This is a genomic window from Acidovorax sp. Leaf73, assembly GCF_916855635.1.
GTDB lineage: Bacteria > Pseudomonadota > Gammaproteobacteria > Burkholderiales > Burkholderiaceae_C > Acidovorax > Acidovorax facilis.
The window spans coordinates 262,915-280,858 of the sequence record NZ_CAKASI010000006.1 but is presented as its reverse complement, the minus strand read 5'-3'; the positions used below and the strand labels follow the sequence as shown (position 1 = coordinate 280,858).

The window sequence follows — 17,944 nt, the reverse complement described above, 5'->3', positions numbered from 1 at the left end:
TTGGGGCGTGGATGGTTTGAAGGCGCGCCCTATGGCGTGGCGGGCGAAAAGAAGTCCACGCGGTCGGTGATGATGCCGTCCGTGCCCAGGGCGATGAGCCGCTGTGCGGCCCAGTCGTCGTTCACCGTGTAGCTCAGCGCGCGCAGGCCGTCGCCGTGGACGCGCGCAACCAGCGCCGCATCCCACAGCGCGTGGTTGCAGACGATGGCCACGCAGCCCAGCTCGCGGGCCGTGTTGTGCCAGCCGTCCCACAGCGTGTCCAGCAACAGGGCGCGGGGGATGTGGGGTGCCGTGGCGCGGGCGCCAACCAGCGCTTCGGGTCGGAATGACGAGAACAGGGGCAACACCGCCTGGCCGTGCCACAGCCGCGCCGCATGCTCGCCCACTACCTGGCCAGTCTTTTCCTCCACGCCGGGTGTTGGCTTGATCTCGATGTTCAGCAAGAACCCGTTGGCGATGCAGTAGTGCGCAATGTTCTCCAGCGTGGGGAGCGGCTCGCCGGCGTAGCTGCGTGAATGCCAGGCGCCAGCATCCAGCTGTGACAGGGCCGCCCAGGGGTGATCGCCCCCGACCGCGCTCGCTACCGAGCCCAGTGCCGGCGCGCCATTGGTCGTGCGGTCCAGCGTGGCATCGTGCATCAGAAACGGTACGCCGTCGGCACTCAGCTTGGCATCGCACTCGAACATGCGATAGCCATACTGTGCTCCCAGCCGGAAGGCGGCCAGCGTGTTTTCAGGGGCGAGCTTGCCGGCGCCGCGGTGGGCGATCCAGCGGGGGTAGGGCCAGGGGGCGAGGGGGGACGAGGGTGCGCTCATGCGGGTTCACCAAATTTCAGCAGGTTGCCGTGGGGGTCGATGACGAACATCTCCTTCATGCCCCAGGGCTGGACAACAGGTGGCGCCATCTGCAGGCCGCGCGCCGTGAAATCCGCGTGCAGCGCTTCTGTGTCGGCACGCACATAACACGAGGTGTTCTCTGCAACGTGGCGCTCGGTGCAGGGCCAGAAGTGCAGCTCGCAGCCATCGCGCTGCAGGATCAGGTAGTTGTCCATCTCCAGCAGCGGATCAAAGCCCAGGTGCCTGGTGTAGAACCGCAGGGTTTCTGCAAGGTCCAGAGACGCCAGCACCGGGACTGTGGCCTGAACCTTGCCCCCGGCACTGGCAGCTGGCTTGGGTGGCATCGGCTCAGGCCGCGATGCGCTTGCCGGTGGTGGCATCGAACGCGTGCAGGCGATCTGCGCGGGGCTGAACATGGATCACGGAATCGGGCGCAGGGGAGTGCGTGCCTTCTTCAACGCGCACGATGATCTGCTCGCCATTGATGCGGCCATAGATCAGGCGCTCGGCGCCCAGCAGCTCCACCGTCTCGACCGTGACCGCCCAGCCTTCGCTGCGCACATCCAGGTGCTCGGGGCGAATGCCCAGGATGGTGCCGGGGGCGGCACTCGGCGCGTTCTTGAGCAGGTTCATGGGCGGCGAGCCGATGAAGCTGGCCACGAAGGTGGAGGCGGGCGTGTGGTAGACCTCTTCGGGCGTGCCGAACTGTTCCATGTTGCCGGCGTTCATCACGATCATGCGTTCAGCCAATGTCATGGCCTCGACCTGGTCGTGTGTGACGAACAGGCTGGTGATGCCCAGCTCGCGGTGCAGCTTCTGGATCTCCAGGCGGGTCTGGGCGCGCAGCTTGGCGTCCAGGTTGGACAGCGGCTCGTCGAACAGAAACACCTGGGGCTGGCGCACGATGGCGCGGCCCATGGCCACGCGCTGGCGCTGGCCGCCCGAGAGTTCGCGCGGCTTGCGCTCCAGCAGGTGGCCCAGTTCGAGGATCTTGGCGGCCTTGTCCACGCGCGCCTTGATCTCGTCCTTGGGCACCTTGGCGATCTTCAGGCCATACGCCATGTTGTCGAAGTTCGTCATGTGCGGGTACAGCGCGTAGTTCTGGAACACCATCGCGATGTCGCGCTGGGCAGGTTCCAGGTTGTTCACCACGCGGTCGCCGATGCGCAGTTCGCCGCCAGAGATTTCTTCCAGGCCTGCCACCATGCGCAGCAGGGTGGATTTGCCGCAGCCCGAGGGGCCGACGATCACGATGAATTCACCGTCCTTGACCTCGGCGTTCACGCCGTGGATGACCTGGTTGGCCTTGGGGCCGTGCCCGTAGCGCTTGATGATGTTGCGAAGAGAGATGGATGCCATTTTGCTATTAAATATGTAGCTGCTAGCGCAGATGTATGAAGCGGTAGGGCCCGTTTTATCTTTATTTTTCAGTGTCCACCAGGCCCTTGACGAACCAGCGCTGCATGACCACCACCACAAAGGCAGGTGGCAGCATGGCCAGCAGGGCCGTGGCCATCACGATGTTCCACTCGTTGCCTGCGTCGCCGCCGGCCAGCATGCGCTTGATGCCGATCACCACGGGGTACATGTCTTCGGACGTGGTCACCAACAGGGGCCACAGATACTGGTTCCAGCCATAGATGAACTGGATCACGAACAGCGCGGCAATCGAGGTGCGCGACAGTGGCACCAGGATGTCCTTGAAAAAGCGCATCGGACCGGCGCCATCCACACGCGCGGCTTCGACCAGTTCATCGGGCACCGTGAGGAAGAACTGCCGGAACAGGAACGTGGCCGTGGCCGAGGCGATCAGCGGCACTGTGAGGCCCGCATAGGTGTTGAGCATGCCCAGGTCCGATACCACCTGGTAGGTGGGCCCGATACGCACTTCCACGGGCAGCATCAGCGTGATGAAGATCAGCCAGAAGCAGATGCCCTTGAAAGGGAAGCGGAAGTACACGATGGCAAACGCCGACAACAGCGAGATGGCGATCTTGCCCAGCGTGATGACCATGGCGGTGACAAAACTCACCCACATCATGTGCGCCACGGGTGCGGTAGAGCCCGCGCCGGTTCCGCCGCCGAACAAGGCGTCGTGGTAGGTCTGCCAGAAGTTGCCGCCGGGCACCATGGGCATGGGCACCTGCACGATGTCCTGCGCCGTATGGGTGGAGGCCACGAAGGCCAGGTACAGCGGGAAGCCGACGATGATCACGCCCAGCACCATGATGAGGTGCGAGAACGCTGTGAGGTAGGGGCTACGTTCGACCATTTTTAGTATTGAACCTTTTTCTCGACGTAGCGGAATTGGATGACGGTGAGCACAACAACGATGGCCATCAGCACCACCGACTGCGCGGCCGAGCCGCCCATGTCCATGGCCTTGAAGCCATCGTGGTAGACCTTGTAGACCAGGATGGACGTGTCGCGGCCCGGGCCGCCCTGCGTGGTGGCGTCCACGATGGCGAAGGTGTCGAAGAACGCATACACCACATTGATCACCAGCAGGAAGAACGTGGTGGGCGACAGCAGCGGGAACTGGATGCTCCAGAAGCGGCGCCATGGGCCTGCACCGTCAATCGCGGCCGCCTCGATGAGCGACTTGGGGATGGACTGCAAGCCCGCCAGGAAGAACAGGAAGTTGTAGGAGATCTGCTTCCACACCGCCGCAATCACGATCAGCGCCATCGCGTGGTCGGAGTTGAGCATGTGGTTCCAGTCGAAACCCGACTGGCGCAGCATGTAGGCCACCACGCCCAGCGAGGGCGAGAACATGAACATCCACAGCACGCCCGCCACCGCAGGCGCCACGGCGTAGGGCAGCAGCAGCGCGGTCTTGTAGATCATGGCGCCCTTGATGATGCGGTCGGCAAAGATCGCGAGGAACAGCGACAGCGTGATGCCGCTCACCGCCACCAGGATCGAGAAGAAGGCCGTGGTCTTGAACGATGCCAGGTAACCCGGGTCCTGGAACAGGTCCCGGAAATTGTCGAAACCGACCCATTCCTTCGAAAACCCGAAGGAGTCCTGCATCTGGAACGACTGCACCAGGGCTTGGCCGGCTGGCCAGAAAAAGAAGACGCTGATGATGGCCAGTTGGGGTGCCAGAAGCACCCATGGCAGCCATGCAGAGCGGAATAAAACGCGTTTTTCCATGTCGAAACTCTCAAAAAGAAAACCCCGCCGCCCCGTGAACCAATAGGGTTGACGGGGCGGCGGGCTTTCGATGCCACCCGGCAGTGCTGCTGGGCGGTATCGGCAGATGTTCGGCAGTGTTTATTTGTTGGCGCGGGCGAAGCGGCCCAGTTGCTCGTTGCCACGGGTCACGGCGGTGTCCAGTGCTTCCTTGGGCGACTTCTTGCCCGACCAGATCTGCTCGGTTTCCTCGTCGATGATGGCGCGGATCTGCACGAAGTTGCCCAGGCGGATGCCGCGCGACTTGTCCGTGGCCTTCTTGATCATCTGCGTCACGGCCACGTCGGTGCCGGGGTTCTTGGTGTAGAAGCCCGACGCCTCAGTCAGCTGGTAGGCGCCCATGGTCACAGGCAGGTAGCCGGTGCGCTGGTGGCTCGCAGCTTGCACCTTGGTGTCGTTCAGGAAGTTCAGGAAATCGGCCACGCCCTTGTATTCCTCGGCCTTCTTGCCAGACATCACCCACAGGCTGGCACCACCGATGGCAGTGTTCTGGGGAGCACCCTTTACATCAGGGTAGTAGGGCAGGGCCGAGATGCCGTAGGCAAACTTGGCTTCCTTGGCCACGCGGGCGTACAGGCCCGAGGAGCCCGTCATCATGGCGCACTCGCCCGATGGGAAGGATGCGTCCGGCACGTTGCCACGGCCCTTGTAGACGAAGCTGCCGTCCTTGGAGGCCTTGGCCAGGTTCTCGAAGTGGCGCACGTGCAATGGCGAGTTGACCTGCAGCTGGGCGTCGTTGCCGTCAAAGCCGTTGTTCTTGGACGCGAACAGCGTGTTGTGCCACAGCGAGAAGCTTTCAAGCTGCGTCCAGCTGATCCAGCTGGTGGTGAACGGGCAGCTGTGGCCGCTGGCCTTGAGCTTGGACGCGGCGGCAAACACTTCGGGCCAGGTCTTGGGCGGCTTGTCGGCGTCCAGGCCGGCCTTCTTGAAGGCATCCTTGTTGTAATAGAACACCGTCGTGGAGCTGTTGAGCGGGTAGCTCAGCATCTGGCCATTGGGCGCGGTGTAGTAGCCAGCCACAGCTGACACGTACTGGGTGGGGTCGAACTTGAAGCCGCCGTCGTTCAATACCTTGGCGACGGGAACGATGGCGCCCTTGCTGGCCATCATGGTGGCGGTGCCCACTTCAAACACCTGCAGGATGTGGGGGGCGTTGCCCGCACGGAAGGCGGCGATGGCGCCTGTCATGGATTCGTCATAAGTGCCCTTGTAAGTGGGCACGACCTTGTACTTGGTCTGGCTGGCGTTGTACTGCTTGGCCAGGTCATTGACCCAGTCGCCCAGCGCTGCGCTCATCGAATGCCACCACTGAATCTCAACTTGCTGCGCCTGGGCTTGCGCAGGTGCGCAGACCGACAGGGCGATGGCAGCGCAGACCGCCAGATGCTTCGTTTGCATGAATATTTCCTCCGAGGATGACGAAAAGCACAAAGGCTGGATGCTATGCAGCCGATGTGACATTGATATGTCGTTGTCGCATGACCCCAGCGCTTGCAACAACCGGGAAACCCCTTGGGTAACCCGCAAGGGGAGCGATTGTGACTCTTTTGTGACAAGGTGTGGCGCATTTGCCGAGGCTTGCAAGGTTTTGTGCAATGCACCATGCTGGTGACTGTTCGCTGGTCCCTGTCGCACCGGTTCGTTCGCGCCGCAGCGCGCCGGTTTCTTTTCTCCATCTCCCTCTTTCTTATTGCCATGGCCACCAATTCGCTGGACAAGAACAAGATCAAATTTCTGCTGCTCGAAGGCATTCACTCCTCTGCGGTGGATGTGATCCGCGCGGCGGGCTATACGCAGATCGAGACGGTGTCTGGCGCACTGCCCGACGATGAGCTCAAGCGCAAGATCGCGGATGTGCACTTTGTGGGCATCCGCTCGCGCACGCAGCTCACCGAGGAAGTGTTTGCCCAGGCCCACAAGCTCGTGGCCGTGGGCTGCTTTTGCATTGGCACCAACCAGGTGGATCTGAACGCAGCGCGCGAGCGTGGCGTTGCGGTGTTCAACGCGCCGTACTCCAACACCCGCTCGGTGGCCGAGCTGGTGCTGGCGGAAGCCATCCTGCTGCTGCGCGGTATCCCCGAGAAGAACGCGGTGGCGCACCGGGGCGGCTGGCTCAAGTCGGCCGACAACGCGTATGAAATCCGGGGCAAGACCCTGGGCATCGTGGGCTACGGCTCCATCGGCACCCAGCTGTCGGTGCTGGCCGAGGCCATGGGCATGCACGTGGCCTTCTTTGATGTGGTCAACAAGCTGCCCCTGGGCAATGCCCGCCAGGTGCAGCACCTGCACGACCTGCTGGGCCAGAGCGACATCGTGAGCCTGCACGTGCCCGAGTTGCCGTCCACCGAGGGAATGATCGGCGCCGCCGAGATCGCGGCCATGAAGCCAGGTGGCATCCTCATCAACGCCGCGCGGGGCACGGTGGTGGATATTGAAGCGCTGGCCGCAGCGCTCAAGGCCAAGAAGCTGCTGGGTGCAGCCATCGACGTGTTCCCGGTCGAGCCACGCACCAACAAGGACGAGTTCCAGTCCCCCCTGCGTGGCCTGGACAACGTGATCCTGACTCCCCACATCGGCGGCTCCACCATGGAGGCACAGGCCAACATCGGCCTCGAAGTGGCGGAAAAGTTGGTGAAATACAGCGACAACGGCACCAGCACCTCGTCGGTGAACTTTCCAGAGGTCGCGCTGCCCGCCCACCCCGGCAAGCACCGCCTGCTGCACATTCACCGCAACGTGCCGGGTGTGTTGTCCGAAATCAACCGCATCTTCTCGGACAACCAGATCAACATCTCGGCCCAGTACCTGCAGACCAACGAGAAGATCGGCTATGTGGTGATCGACATCGACGCCGCCTCGTCGGATCTGGCATTGGACAAGCTTGCGCAGGTCGGCGGAACCCTGCGCAGCCGCGTGCTGTTCTGAGCGCCAGAGTGGGGGCCGACGCGGGGAGGGCACCGTGGCATAAAATCACGCCCCCACCCCAGGTAGACCCCCATGAATGTTCCGATCGCGTTGGCGGCCTTGCAGACGCAGGCCGCCGAGCCTGCCCGTCTGCGAGAAATTCCTTATAACTACACCTCGTTCTCCGACCGGGAGATCGTGATCCGCCTGCTGGGGTCTTCATCCTGGGAGGTGCTGGACCAATTGCGCAAAGAGCGCCGCACCGGCCGCTCGGCCCGCATGCTGTATGAAGTGCTGGGCGATATCTGGGTCGTGCAGCGCAACCCCTACCTGCAGGACGACCTGCTGGACAACCCCAACCGCCGCAAGCTGCTAGTCGATGCCCTTCAGCACCGCCTGGGCGAGATCGAAAAGCGCCGCACCCCTGCCGATGACGCCGGACGCGACCGCCTGGTGGGTGAACTGGTCGTCGCTGCGCGCCGCGCAGTGGCCGAATTCAACGCCACCTTCGAGCAGGCCGCGCAGCTGCGCCGCCAGATCCAGAAGACGCTGGGCCGCCTGACAGCCAAGGACAACATCAAGTTCGACGGCCTCTCGCGCGTGAGCCATGTGACCGATGCGACCGACTGGCGCGTCGAGTACCCGTTCGTGGTGCTGACCCCCGACACCGAGGTCGAGATGGTGGGCCTGGTCAAGGGCTGCATCGAGCTGGGTCTGACCATCATCCCGCGTGGGGGCGGCACCGGCTACACCGGCGGCGCGATCCCGCTGACCTGGAAGTCGGTGGTCATCAACACCGAAAAGCTTGAAGCCATGACCGAGGTGGAAATGCGCCGCCTGCCGGGCATGGACCGCGAGGTGGGCACGGTGTGGACCGAAGCCGGCGTGGTCACCCAGCGCGTGGCCGATGCGGCCGAGCGTGCAGGTTTTGTGTTTGCGGTGGACCCGACCAGTGCCGAGGCTTCCTGCATTGGCGGCAACATCGCCATGAACGCGGGCGGCAAGAAGGCCGTGCTGTGGGGCACGGCGCTGGACAATCTGGCCAGCTGGCGCATGGTCACGCCCGACGCCCAGTGGCTCGAAGTGACGCGCCTGGACCACAACATGGGCAAGATCCATGACGTGGAAGTGGCCACTTTCGAGCTGCAGTATTTCGAGGCCGATGGCAAGACGCCCGTGCGCACCGAGCGCCTGAGCATCCCGGGCAAGACTTTCCGCAAGGAAGGCCTGGGCAAGGACGTGACGGACAAGTTCCTGGCGGGCCTGCCCGGCATCCAGAAGGAAGGCTGCGACGGCCTGATCACCAGCGCACGCTGGGTGGTGCACCGCATGCCCGAGCACACGCGCACCGTGTGCCTGGAGTTCTTTGGCAACGCCAAGGACGCCGTGCCCAGCATCGTCGAGATCAAGGACTTCATGTTCGCCGAGCAAAAGCGCAGTGGCGTGCTGCTGGCGGGCCTGGAACACCTGGATGACCGCTATCTGAAGGCAGTGGGCTACGCCACCAAAAGCAAGAAGGGCAACGGCGGCCTGCCCAAGATGGTGCTGATTGGCGACATCGCGGGCGACAACGCCGACGACGTGGCCCGCGTGACCAGCGAGGTCGTGCGCCTGGCCAACACCCGCAGCGGCGAAGGCTTTGTGGCCATCACGGCCGATGCGCGCAAGAAGTTCTGGGCGGACCGCAAGAAGACGGCGGCCATCAGCCGCCACACCAACGCCTTCAAGATCAACGAAGACGTGGTGATCCCGCTGCCGCGCATGGCCGAGTACACCGACGGCATCGAGCGCATCAACATCGAGCTGAGCCTGCGCAACAAGCTCAAGCTGTGCGACGCGCTGACCGAGTTCTTCGAGCGCGGCAACCTGCCCCTGGGCAAGCACGACGCCGACGACGAAGTGCCCTCGCCCGAACTGCTGCAAGACCGCGTGGCCCAGGCCATCGCACTGGTGGAAGAGGTGCGCGCCCTGTGGCAGGGCTGGCTGCACGATGTGGAAACGCTGTTCCCCCAGCTGCAGGACCACACGCTGCGTGCGAGCTGGAAGACCCAGCTGCGGGCGCCGCTGCAAGGCATCTTCACCGGCGCGGCGTTCAAGCCCATCCTGGACGAGGCTGTGGCCATCCACAAGCGCGTGCTCAAGGGCCGGGTGTGGGTGGCGCTGCACATGCATGCGGGCGACGGCAATGTGCACACCAACCTGCCCGTCAACAGCGACGACTATGAGATGCTGCAGACCGCGCACGAGGCCGTGGCGCGCATCATGGTGCTGGCGCGCAGCCTGGACGGCGTGATCTCGGGCGAACACGGCATTGGCATCACCAAGCTGGAGTTTCTGACCGACGAAGAGCTGCGCCCCTTTGCCGAGTACAAGCGCAAGGTGGACCCGGAAGGTCGTTTCAACAAGGGTAAGTTGCTCCGAAATCAGGAGCTTCCAGCGATTGATGGACAAGCGCTGCAGGCCAAAAATGCTTCGAATGCTTCAAACGCTGCGTTGATGCACGCCGATTTGACGAATGCCTACACGCCCAGCTTCGGGCTGATGGGCCACGAGTCGCTGATCATGCAGCAGAGCGACATCGGCGCGATTGCCGACAGCGTCAAGGACTGCCTGCGCTGCGGCAAGTGCAAGCCCGTGTGCTCCACGCACGTGCCACGCGCCAATTTGCTCTACAGCCCGCGCAACAAGATCCTGGCCACCTCGCTGCTGGTCGAGGCGTTTTTGTACGAAGAGCAGACCCGCCGGGGTGTGAGCATCAAGCACTGGCAGGAGTTCGAGGACGTGGCCGACCATTGCACGGTGTGCCACAAGTGCGAAAGCCCCTGCCCGGTGAAGATCGACTTCGGCGACGTCACCATGAACATGCGCAACCTGCTGCGCAAGATGGGCAAGAAGACGTTCCGGCCTGGGAACGCGCTGGCGATGACCATGCTCAACGCCACCAACCCGGACACCATCAAGTTCATGCGTTCGGCCATGGTGGATGTGGGCTTCAAGGCTCAGCGCCTGGCCGTGGACCTGCTGCGCAAGGTGGGCCGCAAGCAGACGGCCAAGCCGCCTGCGACGGTGGGCACCGCTCCGATCAAGGAGCAGGTGATCCATTTCATCAACAAGAAGCTGCCGGGCGGCCTGCCCAAGAAGACGGCGCGCGCGCTGCTCGACATCGAGGACAAGGACTACGTGCCGATCATCCGCAACCCGCAGGCCACCACCGCCGAGACGGAGGCGGTGTTCTACTTCCCCGGTTGCGGGTCGGAGCGGCTGTTCTCGCAAGTGGGCTTGGCCACGCAGGCCATGCTGTGGCACGCCGGTGTGCAGACCGTGCTGCCGCCCGGGTACCTGTGCTGCGGCTACCCGCAGCGCGGCTCGGGTCAGTTCGACAAGGCGGAGAAGATGATCACGGACAACCGTGTGCTCTTCCACCGCGTGGCGAACACGCTCAACTACCTCGATATCAAGACCGTGGTGGTGAGTTGCGGCACCTGCTACGACCAGCTGCAGGGCTACGAGTTTGACAAGATCTTCCCGGGCAGCCGCATCATTGACATCCACGAGTACCTGCTGGAAAAGGGCATTCAGCTGCAAGGCAAGGGCGCCTACCTGTACCACGAGCCCTGCCACAATCCCATGAAGCTGCAGGACTCGATGAAGACCGTGAAGGCGCTGGTGGGCGAGCAGGTCTTGAAGAGTGAGCGTTGCTGCGGCGAATCGGGCACGCTGGGTGTGACCCGGCCCGACGTGTCCACGCAGGTGCGCTTCCGCAAGGAAGAAGAGATCAAAAAGGGCGAAGCCCAGCTGCGTGCCAGCGGTGCTGTCGGCGCGCAGGACAACGTGAAGATCCTCACCAGCTGCCCCAGTTGCCTGCAGGGCCTGAACCGCTACGAAGGCGATCTGAACAACGGCCTGCTCGAAGCCGACTACATCGTGGTCGAGATGGCGCGCGAGATTCTGGGCGAGAACTGGATGCCCGACTACGTACAGCGTGCCAACAACGGCGGCATCGAGCGGGTGCTGGTCTAGAAATGAAGCTCCCCCTGAGTCGCTTCGCGCCTTCCCCCTCTCTCGCTGCGCGGGAGGGGGACGACACCCTCGCTGCGGGGCGGCCCTTGCTCGGTGTCCCTGGCTTGGCGCCGCGCCGGTTTCAATCGATGCGGATGGCAGGCAGCGCCATGGAGTCGTGCCAATGAGTTGCCCACTGTGCGCTGAAGATGGCGGTGCGCTAGTCTGGCGTGGTGAGCGCCTGCGTGTCATCCGTGCGCAGGAGGCGGGGTTTCCTGCCTTCTATCGCGTGGTGTGGAATGCACATGTGGCCGAGTTCTCGGACCTGGCTGCCGTTGATCGTGTGCACTGCATGGAGGCAGTGGCCCTGGTGGAGCAGGCCCTGCGCCAGCACCTGTCGCCCACCAAGGTCAACATCGCGGCGCTGGGCAACATGGTGCCGCACCTGCACTGGCATCTGATTGCGCGGTTTGACTGGGACAGTCACTTTCCATCGCCCGTGTGGGCGGCGGCGCAGCGGCCCAGCCCGGCGGCGCAAGAGGCCGGCGTACGGACCCTGCTGCCCGCGCTGGAGGCGCAGTTGCAATCGCGGCTGGCGCAGTTGCCTACCCGGTAACCCTGTTTGCGGTGTGCCCCGGAGCGGGTGGGACAATCGCGGAGGTCGTTTCTGACAACAGTTTTCTCACAGGTGAATCCATGGCAGGTTTGAAAGCGGGTGCGCCCACGCCGCAGGCAATCACGGTGCATGAGGCATCGCGGGTGCTCGAAGTAGGGTTCTCCGATGGCACCACGTTCCGCATTCCGTTCGAGCTGATGCGTGTGTATTCACCGTCGGCCGAAGTGCAGGGCCACGGCCCAGGCCAGGAAGTGCTGCAGACGGGCAAGCGGGAGGTCACGCTGGTCAACCTGGAACCCGTGGGCAACTATGCGGTCAAGCCCACGTTTTCTGACGGGCATGACAGCGGCATCTTCACCTGGGACTACCTCTACGAACTGGGCGACAAGCAAGACGCGCTGTGGACCCAGTACACCGAGCGGCTGGCCGCTGCGGGGGCGGACCGCGATGCGCCGATGGCGCCTCAGGGTGGTGCCGGTGGCCATGCCTGTGGCAGTCATTGAGGCTGCGGGCCGGGTGTTTTTCTGGAGGAGCACAGAACTCGGCGGAAGCCCTTGTCTGTCAAGGTGCTATTGAAATAATAGCTGTTGGTGCAATATAGAAAGGCGCTGGCGGCTGATTTCTTTTCAATAGCGTTGTCCAAATTGCGACAGATGCCCCATTTCAGTGCGGGGTTGTCGCTGTACCTCTGGCGTTCACGCGCCTAGCATGAATCTTATGAGCACCACGCATTTCGGTTTTCAGTCGGTGGACGAGCAGGAAAAAGCACGCCGCGTGCGCGGCGTGTTCGACTCCGTGGCCTCCAGGTACGACGTGATGAACGACCTCATGTCGGCGGGCCTGCACCGTGCCTGGAAGGCCTACACCGTGATGGTGGCCAACCTCAGCGAAGGCAGCCAGGTGCTCGATATTGCAGGGGGCACGGGCGACCTGGCGCTGGCGTTCTCCAAGAAGGTGGGCGCCACCGGCCGTGTGGTGCACACCGACATCAACGAAGCCATGCTGCGCGTGGGGCGCGACCGCCTGATTGATGCGGGTGTGGTGTTGCCGACACTGGTCTGCGATGCCGAGAAGCTGCCGTTCCCCGACGCACATTTCGATGTGGTGAGCGTTGCTTTTGGCCTGCGCAACATGACGCACAAGGACCAGGCGATTGCCGAAATGTGCCGCGTGCTCAAGCCCGGCGGCAAGCTGCTGGTGCTGGAGTTTTCAAAGGTCGCAAAGCCACTCGAAAAGGTGTACGACTGGTATTCGTTCAAGGTGCTGCCCCAGTTGGGCAAGCTGGTGGCGGGCGACGACGCCAGCTACCGCTACCTGGCCGAGTCCATCCGCATGCACCCCGGGCAGGAAGAGCTCAAAAGCCTCATGCAAAAAAATGGCTTTGGGCATGTGGACTATCACAACATGACTGGGGGCATTGTGGCCTTGCATGTTGGAATCAAGTGCTGAGCGTTTCGCTCAGTCATTAACGGAGACGGAGAAGTCATGATGAAACTGTGGTCTGTGGTGTTGGTTGCGATGCTGGCGTTTGCGCACGCCGATGCCGACGCCCGGCGACTGGGCGGTGGTAAATCGACGGGGCAGCAATCGAGCAACGTTACGCAGCGTGAGTCGGCAGCGCCGGGTGCGCCCGCCCAGAATGCGACCAATGCGGCGGCTGCCAAGCCGCCTGCTGCGGGTGCAGCTCCGGCCGCTGCTGCGGCCAAGAAGCCTTGGGGCGCGATGCTGGGTGGCCTGGCCGCTGGCCTGGGCTTGGCCTGGCTGGCCAGCTCGTTGGGGCTGGGTGCAGGGTTTGCCAACATTCTGATGATTGCGTTGCTGGCCGTGGCCGCGTTTGCCATCTTCAAGATGGTGATGCGCGCACGCAGTGGCGGTGGCAACGGTGGCGCTTCTGCCGGTGGTGCGCCGTTCGCGTTCCAGGGCGCGGGTGCTGCCACGCCCGCCGCAGCGCAGGTGCCTCCGCAGTACAGCCCCAACAACGTGGGCAACGACGCCTCGGCGCGCCCCTGGGAGCGCAGCAGCATGGCGTTTGATGCCTCGCGCACTGCACAAGGCGGTGCGGGTTCGGGCGTGGTGATCGGCTCGGGCCTGTCCGGGTCGCAGAACTGGGGGATTCCTGAAGGCTTCGATACCGAGGGCTTCCTGACTGCCGCCAAGCGCAACTTCGTCACCTTGCAAGCGGCCTGGGACCGTTCGGACATCGCCACCCTGCGCTCCATGATGACCGACAGCATGCTCGGCGAGATTCGCACCCAGCTCACGGAGCGCGAAGACCACCGTGGCATGCAGCCCAACCACACCGACGTGGTCATGATCGAAGCCCAGTTGCTGGGCATTGAAGACCTGGGCGACGGCTACATGGCCAGCGTCGAGTTCTCCGGCATGATCCGCGAAGAGCCTTCGGCGGGCCCGAGCCCCTTCCGTGAGGTCTGGAACATGACCAAACCCAAGGCCGGCAGCAGCGGCTGGCTGGTGGCGGGTGTGCAGGCCCTGCAGTAATAAAGGAAATGCCCCGCAGTGGGGCTATCCCAGTTCAGGGAATAATCGGGGACTATGGCAACACCACAGTCCCCTTTTTCGTTTCTGGACGGCCTCTTTGAGCGCGTGGCCGCCGGCCCCCAGCCCCCCCAATGGCTCGTGCACGAGATGCAGCAGCGGATCGTGCTGTTCCTCAACCACGTGCTGATGCAGGAAAAAGAGGCGATGGACCGTCTGGTGCGCCAGAAGGGCCGCATCGCCCGCGTGCAGTGGCGTGCGTATTCGATGGCCCTGGTCATCACGCCCGCTGGGCTGTTCAACCTGGCGCACGAAACTGCCGCGCCCGATCTGCAGCTTCACGTCACCGAGACATCTCCCTTTGCGCTGGCCCAGATGGCCCTGCGGGGTGACAAGCCCGCCATCCGCATTGAGGGCGATGTGCAACTGGCCGCCGAAATCAACTGGCTGGTCGATCACGTGCGCTGGGATGTTGAGGAGGACCTGGCGCGTGTGATCGGTGACGCCCCCGCACACACTGTGGCGCAGGTAGCGAGCCGCGCTGCGCAAGCGCTGCGCCAGTTCGTGGGCACGCGCGTTGCACCAACGTCTTCAGCCGTCGCGCCCATGCCATCCGGACCCTCCACGCCTTCCGCGCCAAACAGCGGTTCCGACCGGGCTGGCGCATGAAGCAGTTCCTGAGGGGCGGCGCCATCCTGTGGGTGGTGTTCCGGTACGGCCTGGACGCCATGGTGCTGGACAGTTTCCAGAAGCCCTGGCTGCGATCGGTATCGCGCGTCCTGTCGTTCGGACGCAACCTGGATGCACCGCGCGGCCAGCGGCTGCGTTTGGCGCTGGAGCGCCTGGGGCCCATCTTCGTCAAGTTTGGTCAGGTGCTTTCGACACGCCGCGACCTGCTGCCGCCCGATGTGGCCGACGAGCTGGCCCGGCTGCAGGACCGCGTGCCGCCGTTCGACCCGGAAATCGCCATCGCCACGATCGAGCGGGCATTCCGGCGGCCGGTGGATGAGGTTTTCACATTCTTCGATCGCGTGCCGGTGGCCAGTGCCTCCATTGCGCAGGTGCATTTCGCCACGCTGCGGGACCGCCATGGCATCGAGCGCGAGGTGGCGGTCAAGGTGCTGCGCCCGGGCATGTTGCCCGTGATCGAGAAAGACCTGAGTCTCATGCGCATGATGGCCGGGTGGGTGGAGAGCCTGTCGGCCGACGGCAAGCGCCTCAAGCCCCGCGAGGTGGTGGCCGAGTTCGACAACTATCTGCACGACGAACTGGATCTGGTGCGGGAGGCCGCCAACGCCGCGCAGCTGCGCCGCAACATGCAGGGGCTGGACCTGGTGCTGATCCCCGAGATTTTCTGGGACTTCTGCCACCCCGAGGTCATGGTGATGCAGCGCATGAACGGTGTGCCCATCAGCCAGATCGAGCGCCTGCGGGATGCCGGGGTCGACATCCCCAAACTCGCGCGCGACGGCGTCACCATCTTTTTCACCCAGGTGTTCCGTGACGGCTTCTTTCATGCCGACATGCATCCCGGCAACATCCAGGTGAGCCTGGATCCGGCCACCTTTGGGCGCTATATCTCGCTGGATTTCGGCATCGTGGGCACGCTCACCGAGTCTGACAAGGAGTACCTGGCGCAGAACTTCGTGGCGTTCTTCCGACGCGACTACAAGCGCGTGGCGGAGCTGCACATCGAAAGTGGCTGGGTGCCGCCCGAGACACGGGTGAACGACCTCGAATCGGCCATCCGCGCCGTGTGCGAGCCGTACTTTGATCGCCCGCTCAAGGAGATCTCATTGGGCATGGTGCTGATGCGCCTGTTCCAGACCTCGCGCCGCTTCCACGTCGAGATTCAGCCCCAGCTGGTGCTGCTGCAAAAGACCCTGCTCAATATCGAAGGCCTAGGCCGCGAGCTGGACCCGGAGCTGGACCTGTGGAGCACCGCCAAGCCCTTCCTGGAAAAGTGGATGCTGGAGCAGATGGGGCCGCAGCGCCTGTGGCGGGAGCTGCGGGCCGAGGCGCCCCACTATGCCAAGCTGATTCCCGAGCTGCCGCGCCTGCTGCACGACGCCTTGCGGCAGCGCCCGGCGGACCAGCAGCAAGCCTTGCGCGAACTGCTGGAAGTCCAGCACCGTACCAACCGGCTGCTCCAGTCCATTATTTATGGCGGCGTCGGTTTTGTGCTGGGCCTTCTGGCGATGCAGTTGTTTGTGCGGATGCGGATTTTCTGAAACGGCGCGAACGGCACGAAAGTTGCCTTCATAATCCGCTGCAACTTTTGTTACGAATTTTGTAGCAAAGTGGTCACCCCTGGATCTGCAGGGGCCTCGGCGTGTCGGCCCACGGCACGCCGGGCGAACACCTGCTTTTTGTAACCTTCCTTGGAGTTTCGGAGCGGCGCCATGCTGATCACATTCATCGTTCTGTACCTGCTGGTCTCGATTGGTATCGGCCTGTATGCCGCCACGCGCGTGCACAACACGGCCGACTATGCGGTGGCGGGCCGCAGCCTGCCCCTGGCTGTGGTGATAGCCACGACCTTTGCGACCTGGTTTGGATCGGAAACCGTTCTCGGCGTGTCAGCCCGGTTTGTGGATGGTGGGCTGGGTGCGGTGGTGGAGGACCCATTTGGCGCCTCCATGTGCCTGGTTCTTGTGGGGCTGTTTTTTGCCTACAAGCTTTATAAGAAGAACCTCATCACCCTGGGTGACTACTACCGCCAGCGATACGGGCGTGTGATCGAGGTGGCTTGTTCAGCCATCATCATGTTCAGCTACCTGGGCTGGGTGGCAGCGCAGATCACGGCTCTGGGGCTGGTGTTCAACCTGCTGACGCAGGGGTATGTGTCCGTCACCATGGGCATGGTCATCGGTACGGTCATCGTTCTGGTCTACACCCTGTATGGCGGCATGTGGTCGGTGGCCATGACCGACTTTGTCCAGATGATTGTGATCGCCGTGGGGCTGCTGGCCATCGCCTGGTACGCGGCGGACCTGGCCGGAGGGGCGGGCAAGGTCGTGGAATATGCTGCGCGTGAAGGCAAGTTCCAGTTCTTCCCCACAGGTGGGCTCAAGGAGTGGACCTTCTTCTTTGCCGCCGCGATCACGATGATGCTGGGCTCCATACCCCAGCAGGATGTTTTTCAGCGCGTGATGTCGTCCAACAGCGCCGAGACAGCGCGCACCGGCCCGGTCATCGGAGGGGTGCTGTACCTGCTGTTTGCCTTCATCCCCATGTTTGTCGTTACGGCCGCCGTGTTGGTCATGCCCGAAACTGCCCAGGCGCTGCTCAAGGACGACCCCCAGAAAGTGCTGCCCACGCTGGTGATGGAACGCATGCCGCTGATTCTTCAGATCGCCTTCTTTGGCGCGCTGCTCTCGGCCATCATGTCCACCGCCTCTGCCACGTTGCTCGCACCGTCCACCACCTTTGTGGAGAACATCCTGCACAACCTGCGGCCTGGCATGACCGATGCCCAGACACTGAAGGCCATGCGCATTTCGGTGCTCGTGTTTACCGCCTGCGTGCTCACTTACGCGATCACCATGCAGGGCACGTCGATCTATGAACTGGTGTCGGGCGCTTACCAGGTACCGCTGGTGGGGGCTTTTGTCCCCCTGGTGTTCGGCCTGTACTGGAAGCGCGCGACCACCCAGGGCGCCATCCTGGCGGTGGCCATGGGCCTGGGTGTGTGGCTGCTGTTTGTGGCCAGCCCCATGCTGTCCGAAGCGTTCCCGCAGCAACTGGCTGGGGTGCTGGCGGCATTGGTCGGCATGATCGGGGGCTCGCTGGCGCCGCAGTGGATCGACGACCACAAAGGCCACGTCACCCACTACGAGGGCAGCGCCAGCTGATTGCATCGCCCCATGCCCAGTGCGTGGGGCTTGAGGATGGGCAT

General features: G+C 63.4%; 15 protein-coding genes. 9 read left to right on the top strand and 6 right to left on the bottom strand.

What is annotated here, in order from left to right; genetic code table 11:
* Window positions 1-29: 29 nt before the first annotated feature.
* From ugpQ to ugpB, 6 genes are all read right to left on the bottom strand, one after another.
* Window positions 30-815 carry a glycerophosphodiester phosphodiesterase gene (ugpQ, locus tag LPA35_RS20955; protein ID WP_228898735.1) on the bottom strand — a complete coding sequence of 262 codons (786 nt, stop codon included), beginning with the start codon at window positions 813-815 and terminating at the stop codon, window positions 30-32.
* The gene (locus tag LPA35_RS20950) at window positions 812-1,180 is read right to left on the bottom strand and encodes a VOC family protein (RefSeq protein ID WP_228898734.1); all 369 of its coding nucleotides are present in this window, start codon (window positions 1,178-1,180) and stop codon (window positions 812-814) included. Before LPA35_RS20950 ends, ugpQ begins: the two co-directional genes overlap by 4 nt.
* A gap of 4 nt (window positions 1,181-1,184) precedes the next feature.
* Window positions 1,185-2,195 carry a sn-glycerol-3-phosphate import ATP-binding protein UgpC gene (locus LPA35_RS20945; protein ID WP_055399144.1) on the bottom strand — a complete coding sequence of 337 codons (1,011 nt, stop codon included), beginning with the start codon at window positions 2,193-2,195 and terminating at the stop codon, window positions 1,185-1,187.
* A gap of 61 nt (window positions 2,196-2,256) precedes the next feature.
* Window positions 2,257-3,108 (bottom strand): sn-glycerol-3-phosphate ABC transporter permease UgpE, encoded by an 852-nt coding sequence (gene ugpE, locus LPA35_RS20940; RefSeq protein WP_121422465.1) that lies wholly within the window; start codon window positions 3,106-3,108, stop codon window positions 2,257-2,259.
* Between the two features lie 2 nt (window positions 3,109-3,110).
* Window positions 3,111-3,992: a sn-glycerol-3-phosphate ABC transporter permease UgpA gene (gene ugpA, locus LPA35_RS20935; RefSeq protein WP_228898733.1), complete on the bottom strand. Its 882-nt coding sequence runs from the start codon at window positions 3,990-3,992 to the stop codon at window positions 3,111-3,113.
* 120 nt (window positions 3,993-4,112) lie between these two features.
* A complete protein-coding gene (gene ugpB / locus LPA35_RS20930; RefSeq protein WP_055399138.1) occupies window positions 4,113-5,429 on the bottom strand; it encodes a sn-glycerol-3-phosphate ABC transporter substrate-binding protein UgpB in 1,317 nt (438 codons plus the stop codon).
* 297 nt (window positions 5,430-5,726) lie between these two features.
* Between ugpB and serA the strand changes: the two genes are divergently transcribed.
* The 9 genes from serA (at window position 5,727) to LPA35_RS20885 (ending at window position 17,900) form a co-directional block, all read left to right on the top strand.
* A complete protein-coding gene (gene serA, locus LPA35_RS20925; RefSeq protein ID WP_228898732.1) occupies window positions 5,727-6,956 on the top strand; it encodes a phosphoglycerate dehydrogenase in 1,230 nt (409 codons plus the stop codon).
* Between the two features lie 72 nt (window positions 6,957-7,028).
* Window positions 7,029-10,955 carry an FAD/FMN-binding oxidoreductase gene (locus LPA35_RS20920; RefSeq protein WP_228898731.1) on the top strand — a complete coding sequence of 1,309 codons (3,927 nt, stop codon included), beginning with the start codon at window positions 7,029-7,031 and terminating at the stop codon, window positions 10,953-10,955.
* Between the two features lie 163 nt (window positions 10,956-11,118).
* Window positions 11,119-11,550, top strand: coding sequence for an HIT family protein (locus LPA35_RS20915; protein ID WP_228898729.1), 432 nt, complete (start codon window positions 11,119-11,121; stop codon window positions 11,548-11,550).
* A gap of 80 nt (window positions 11,551-11,630) precedes the next feature.
* Window positions 11,631-12,053 carry a gamma-butyrobetaine hydroxylase-like domain-containing protein gene (locus LPA35_RS20910; RefSeq protein WP_121507416.1) on the top strand — a complete coding sequence of 141 codons (423 nt, stop codon included), beginning with the start codon at window positions 11,631-11,633 and terminating at the stop codon, window positions 12,051-12,053.
* 214 nt (window positions 12,054-12,267) lie between these two features.
* Window positions 12,268-12,999: a bifunctional demethylmenaquinone methyltransferase/2-methoxy-6-polyprenyl-1,4-benzoquinol methylase UbiE gene (gene ubiE / locus LPA35_RS20905; RefSeq protein ID WP_228898726.1), complete on the top strand. Its 732-nt coding sequence runs from the start codon at window positions 12,268-12,270 to the stop codon at window positions 12,997-12,999.
* A 36-nt stretch (window positions 13,000-13,035) separates the two neighbouring features.
* The gene (locus LPA35_RS20900; protein WP_228898725.1) at window positions 13,036-14,049 is read left to right on the top strand and encodes a Tim44 domain-containing protein; all 1,014 of its coding nucleotides are present in this window, start codon (window positions 13,036-13,038) and stop codon (window positions 14,047-14,049) included.
* 54 nt (window positions 14,050-14,103) lie between these two features.
* Window positions 14,104-14,715 (top strand): SCP2 domain-containing protein, encoded by a 612-nt coding sequence (locus LPA35_RS20895; protein WP_228898722.1) that lies wholly within the window; start codon window positions 14,104-14,106, stop codon window positions 14,713-14,715.
* Window positions 14,712-16,277, top strand: coding sequence for a ubiquinone biosynthesis regulatory protein kinase UbiB (gene ubiB, locus LPA35_RS20890; RefSeq protein ID WP_121507412.1), 1,566 nt, complete (start codon window positions 14,712-14,714; stop codon window positions 16,275-16,277). Before LPA35_RS20895 ends, ubiB begins: the two co-directional genes overlap by 4 nt.
* A gap of 171 nt (window positions 16,278-16,448) precedes the next feature.
* Entirely contained in the window at window positions 16,449-17,900 is a 1,452-nt protein-coding gene (locus LPA35_RS20885) for a sodium:solute symporter family protein (RefSeq protein ID WP_121422475.1), read from the top strand.
* Window positions 17,901-17,944: the final 44 nt, after the last annotated feature.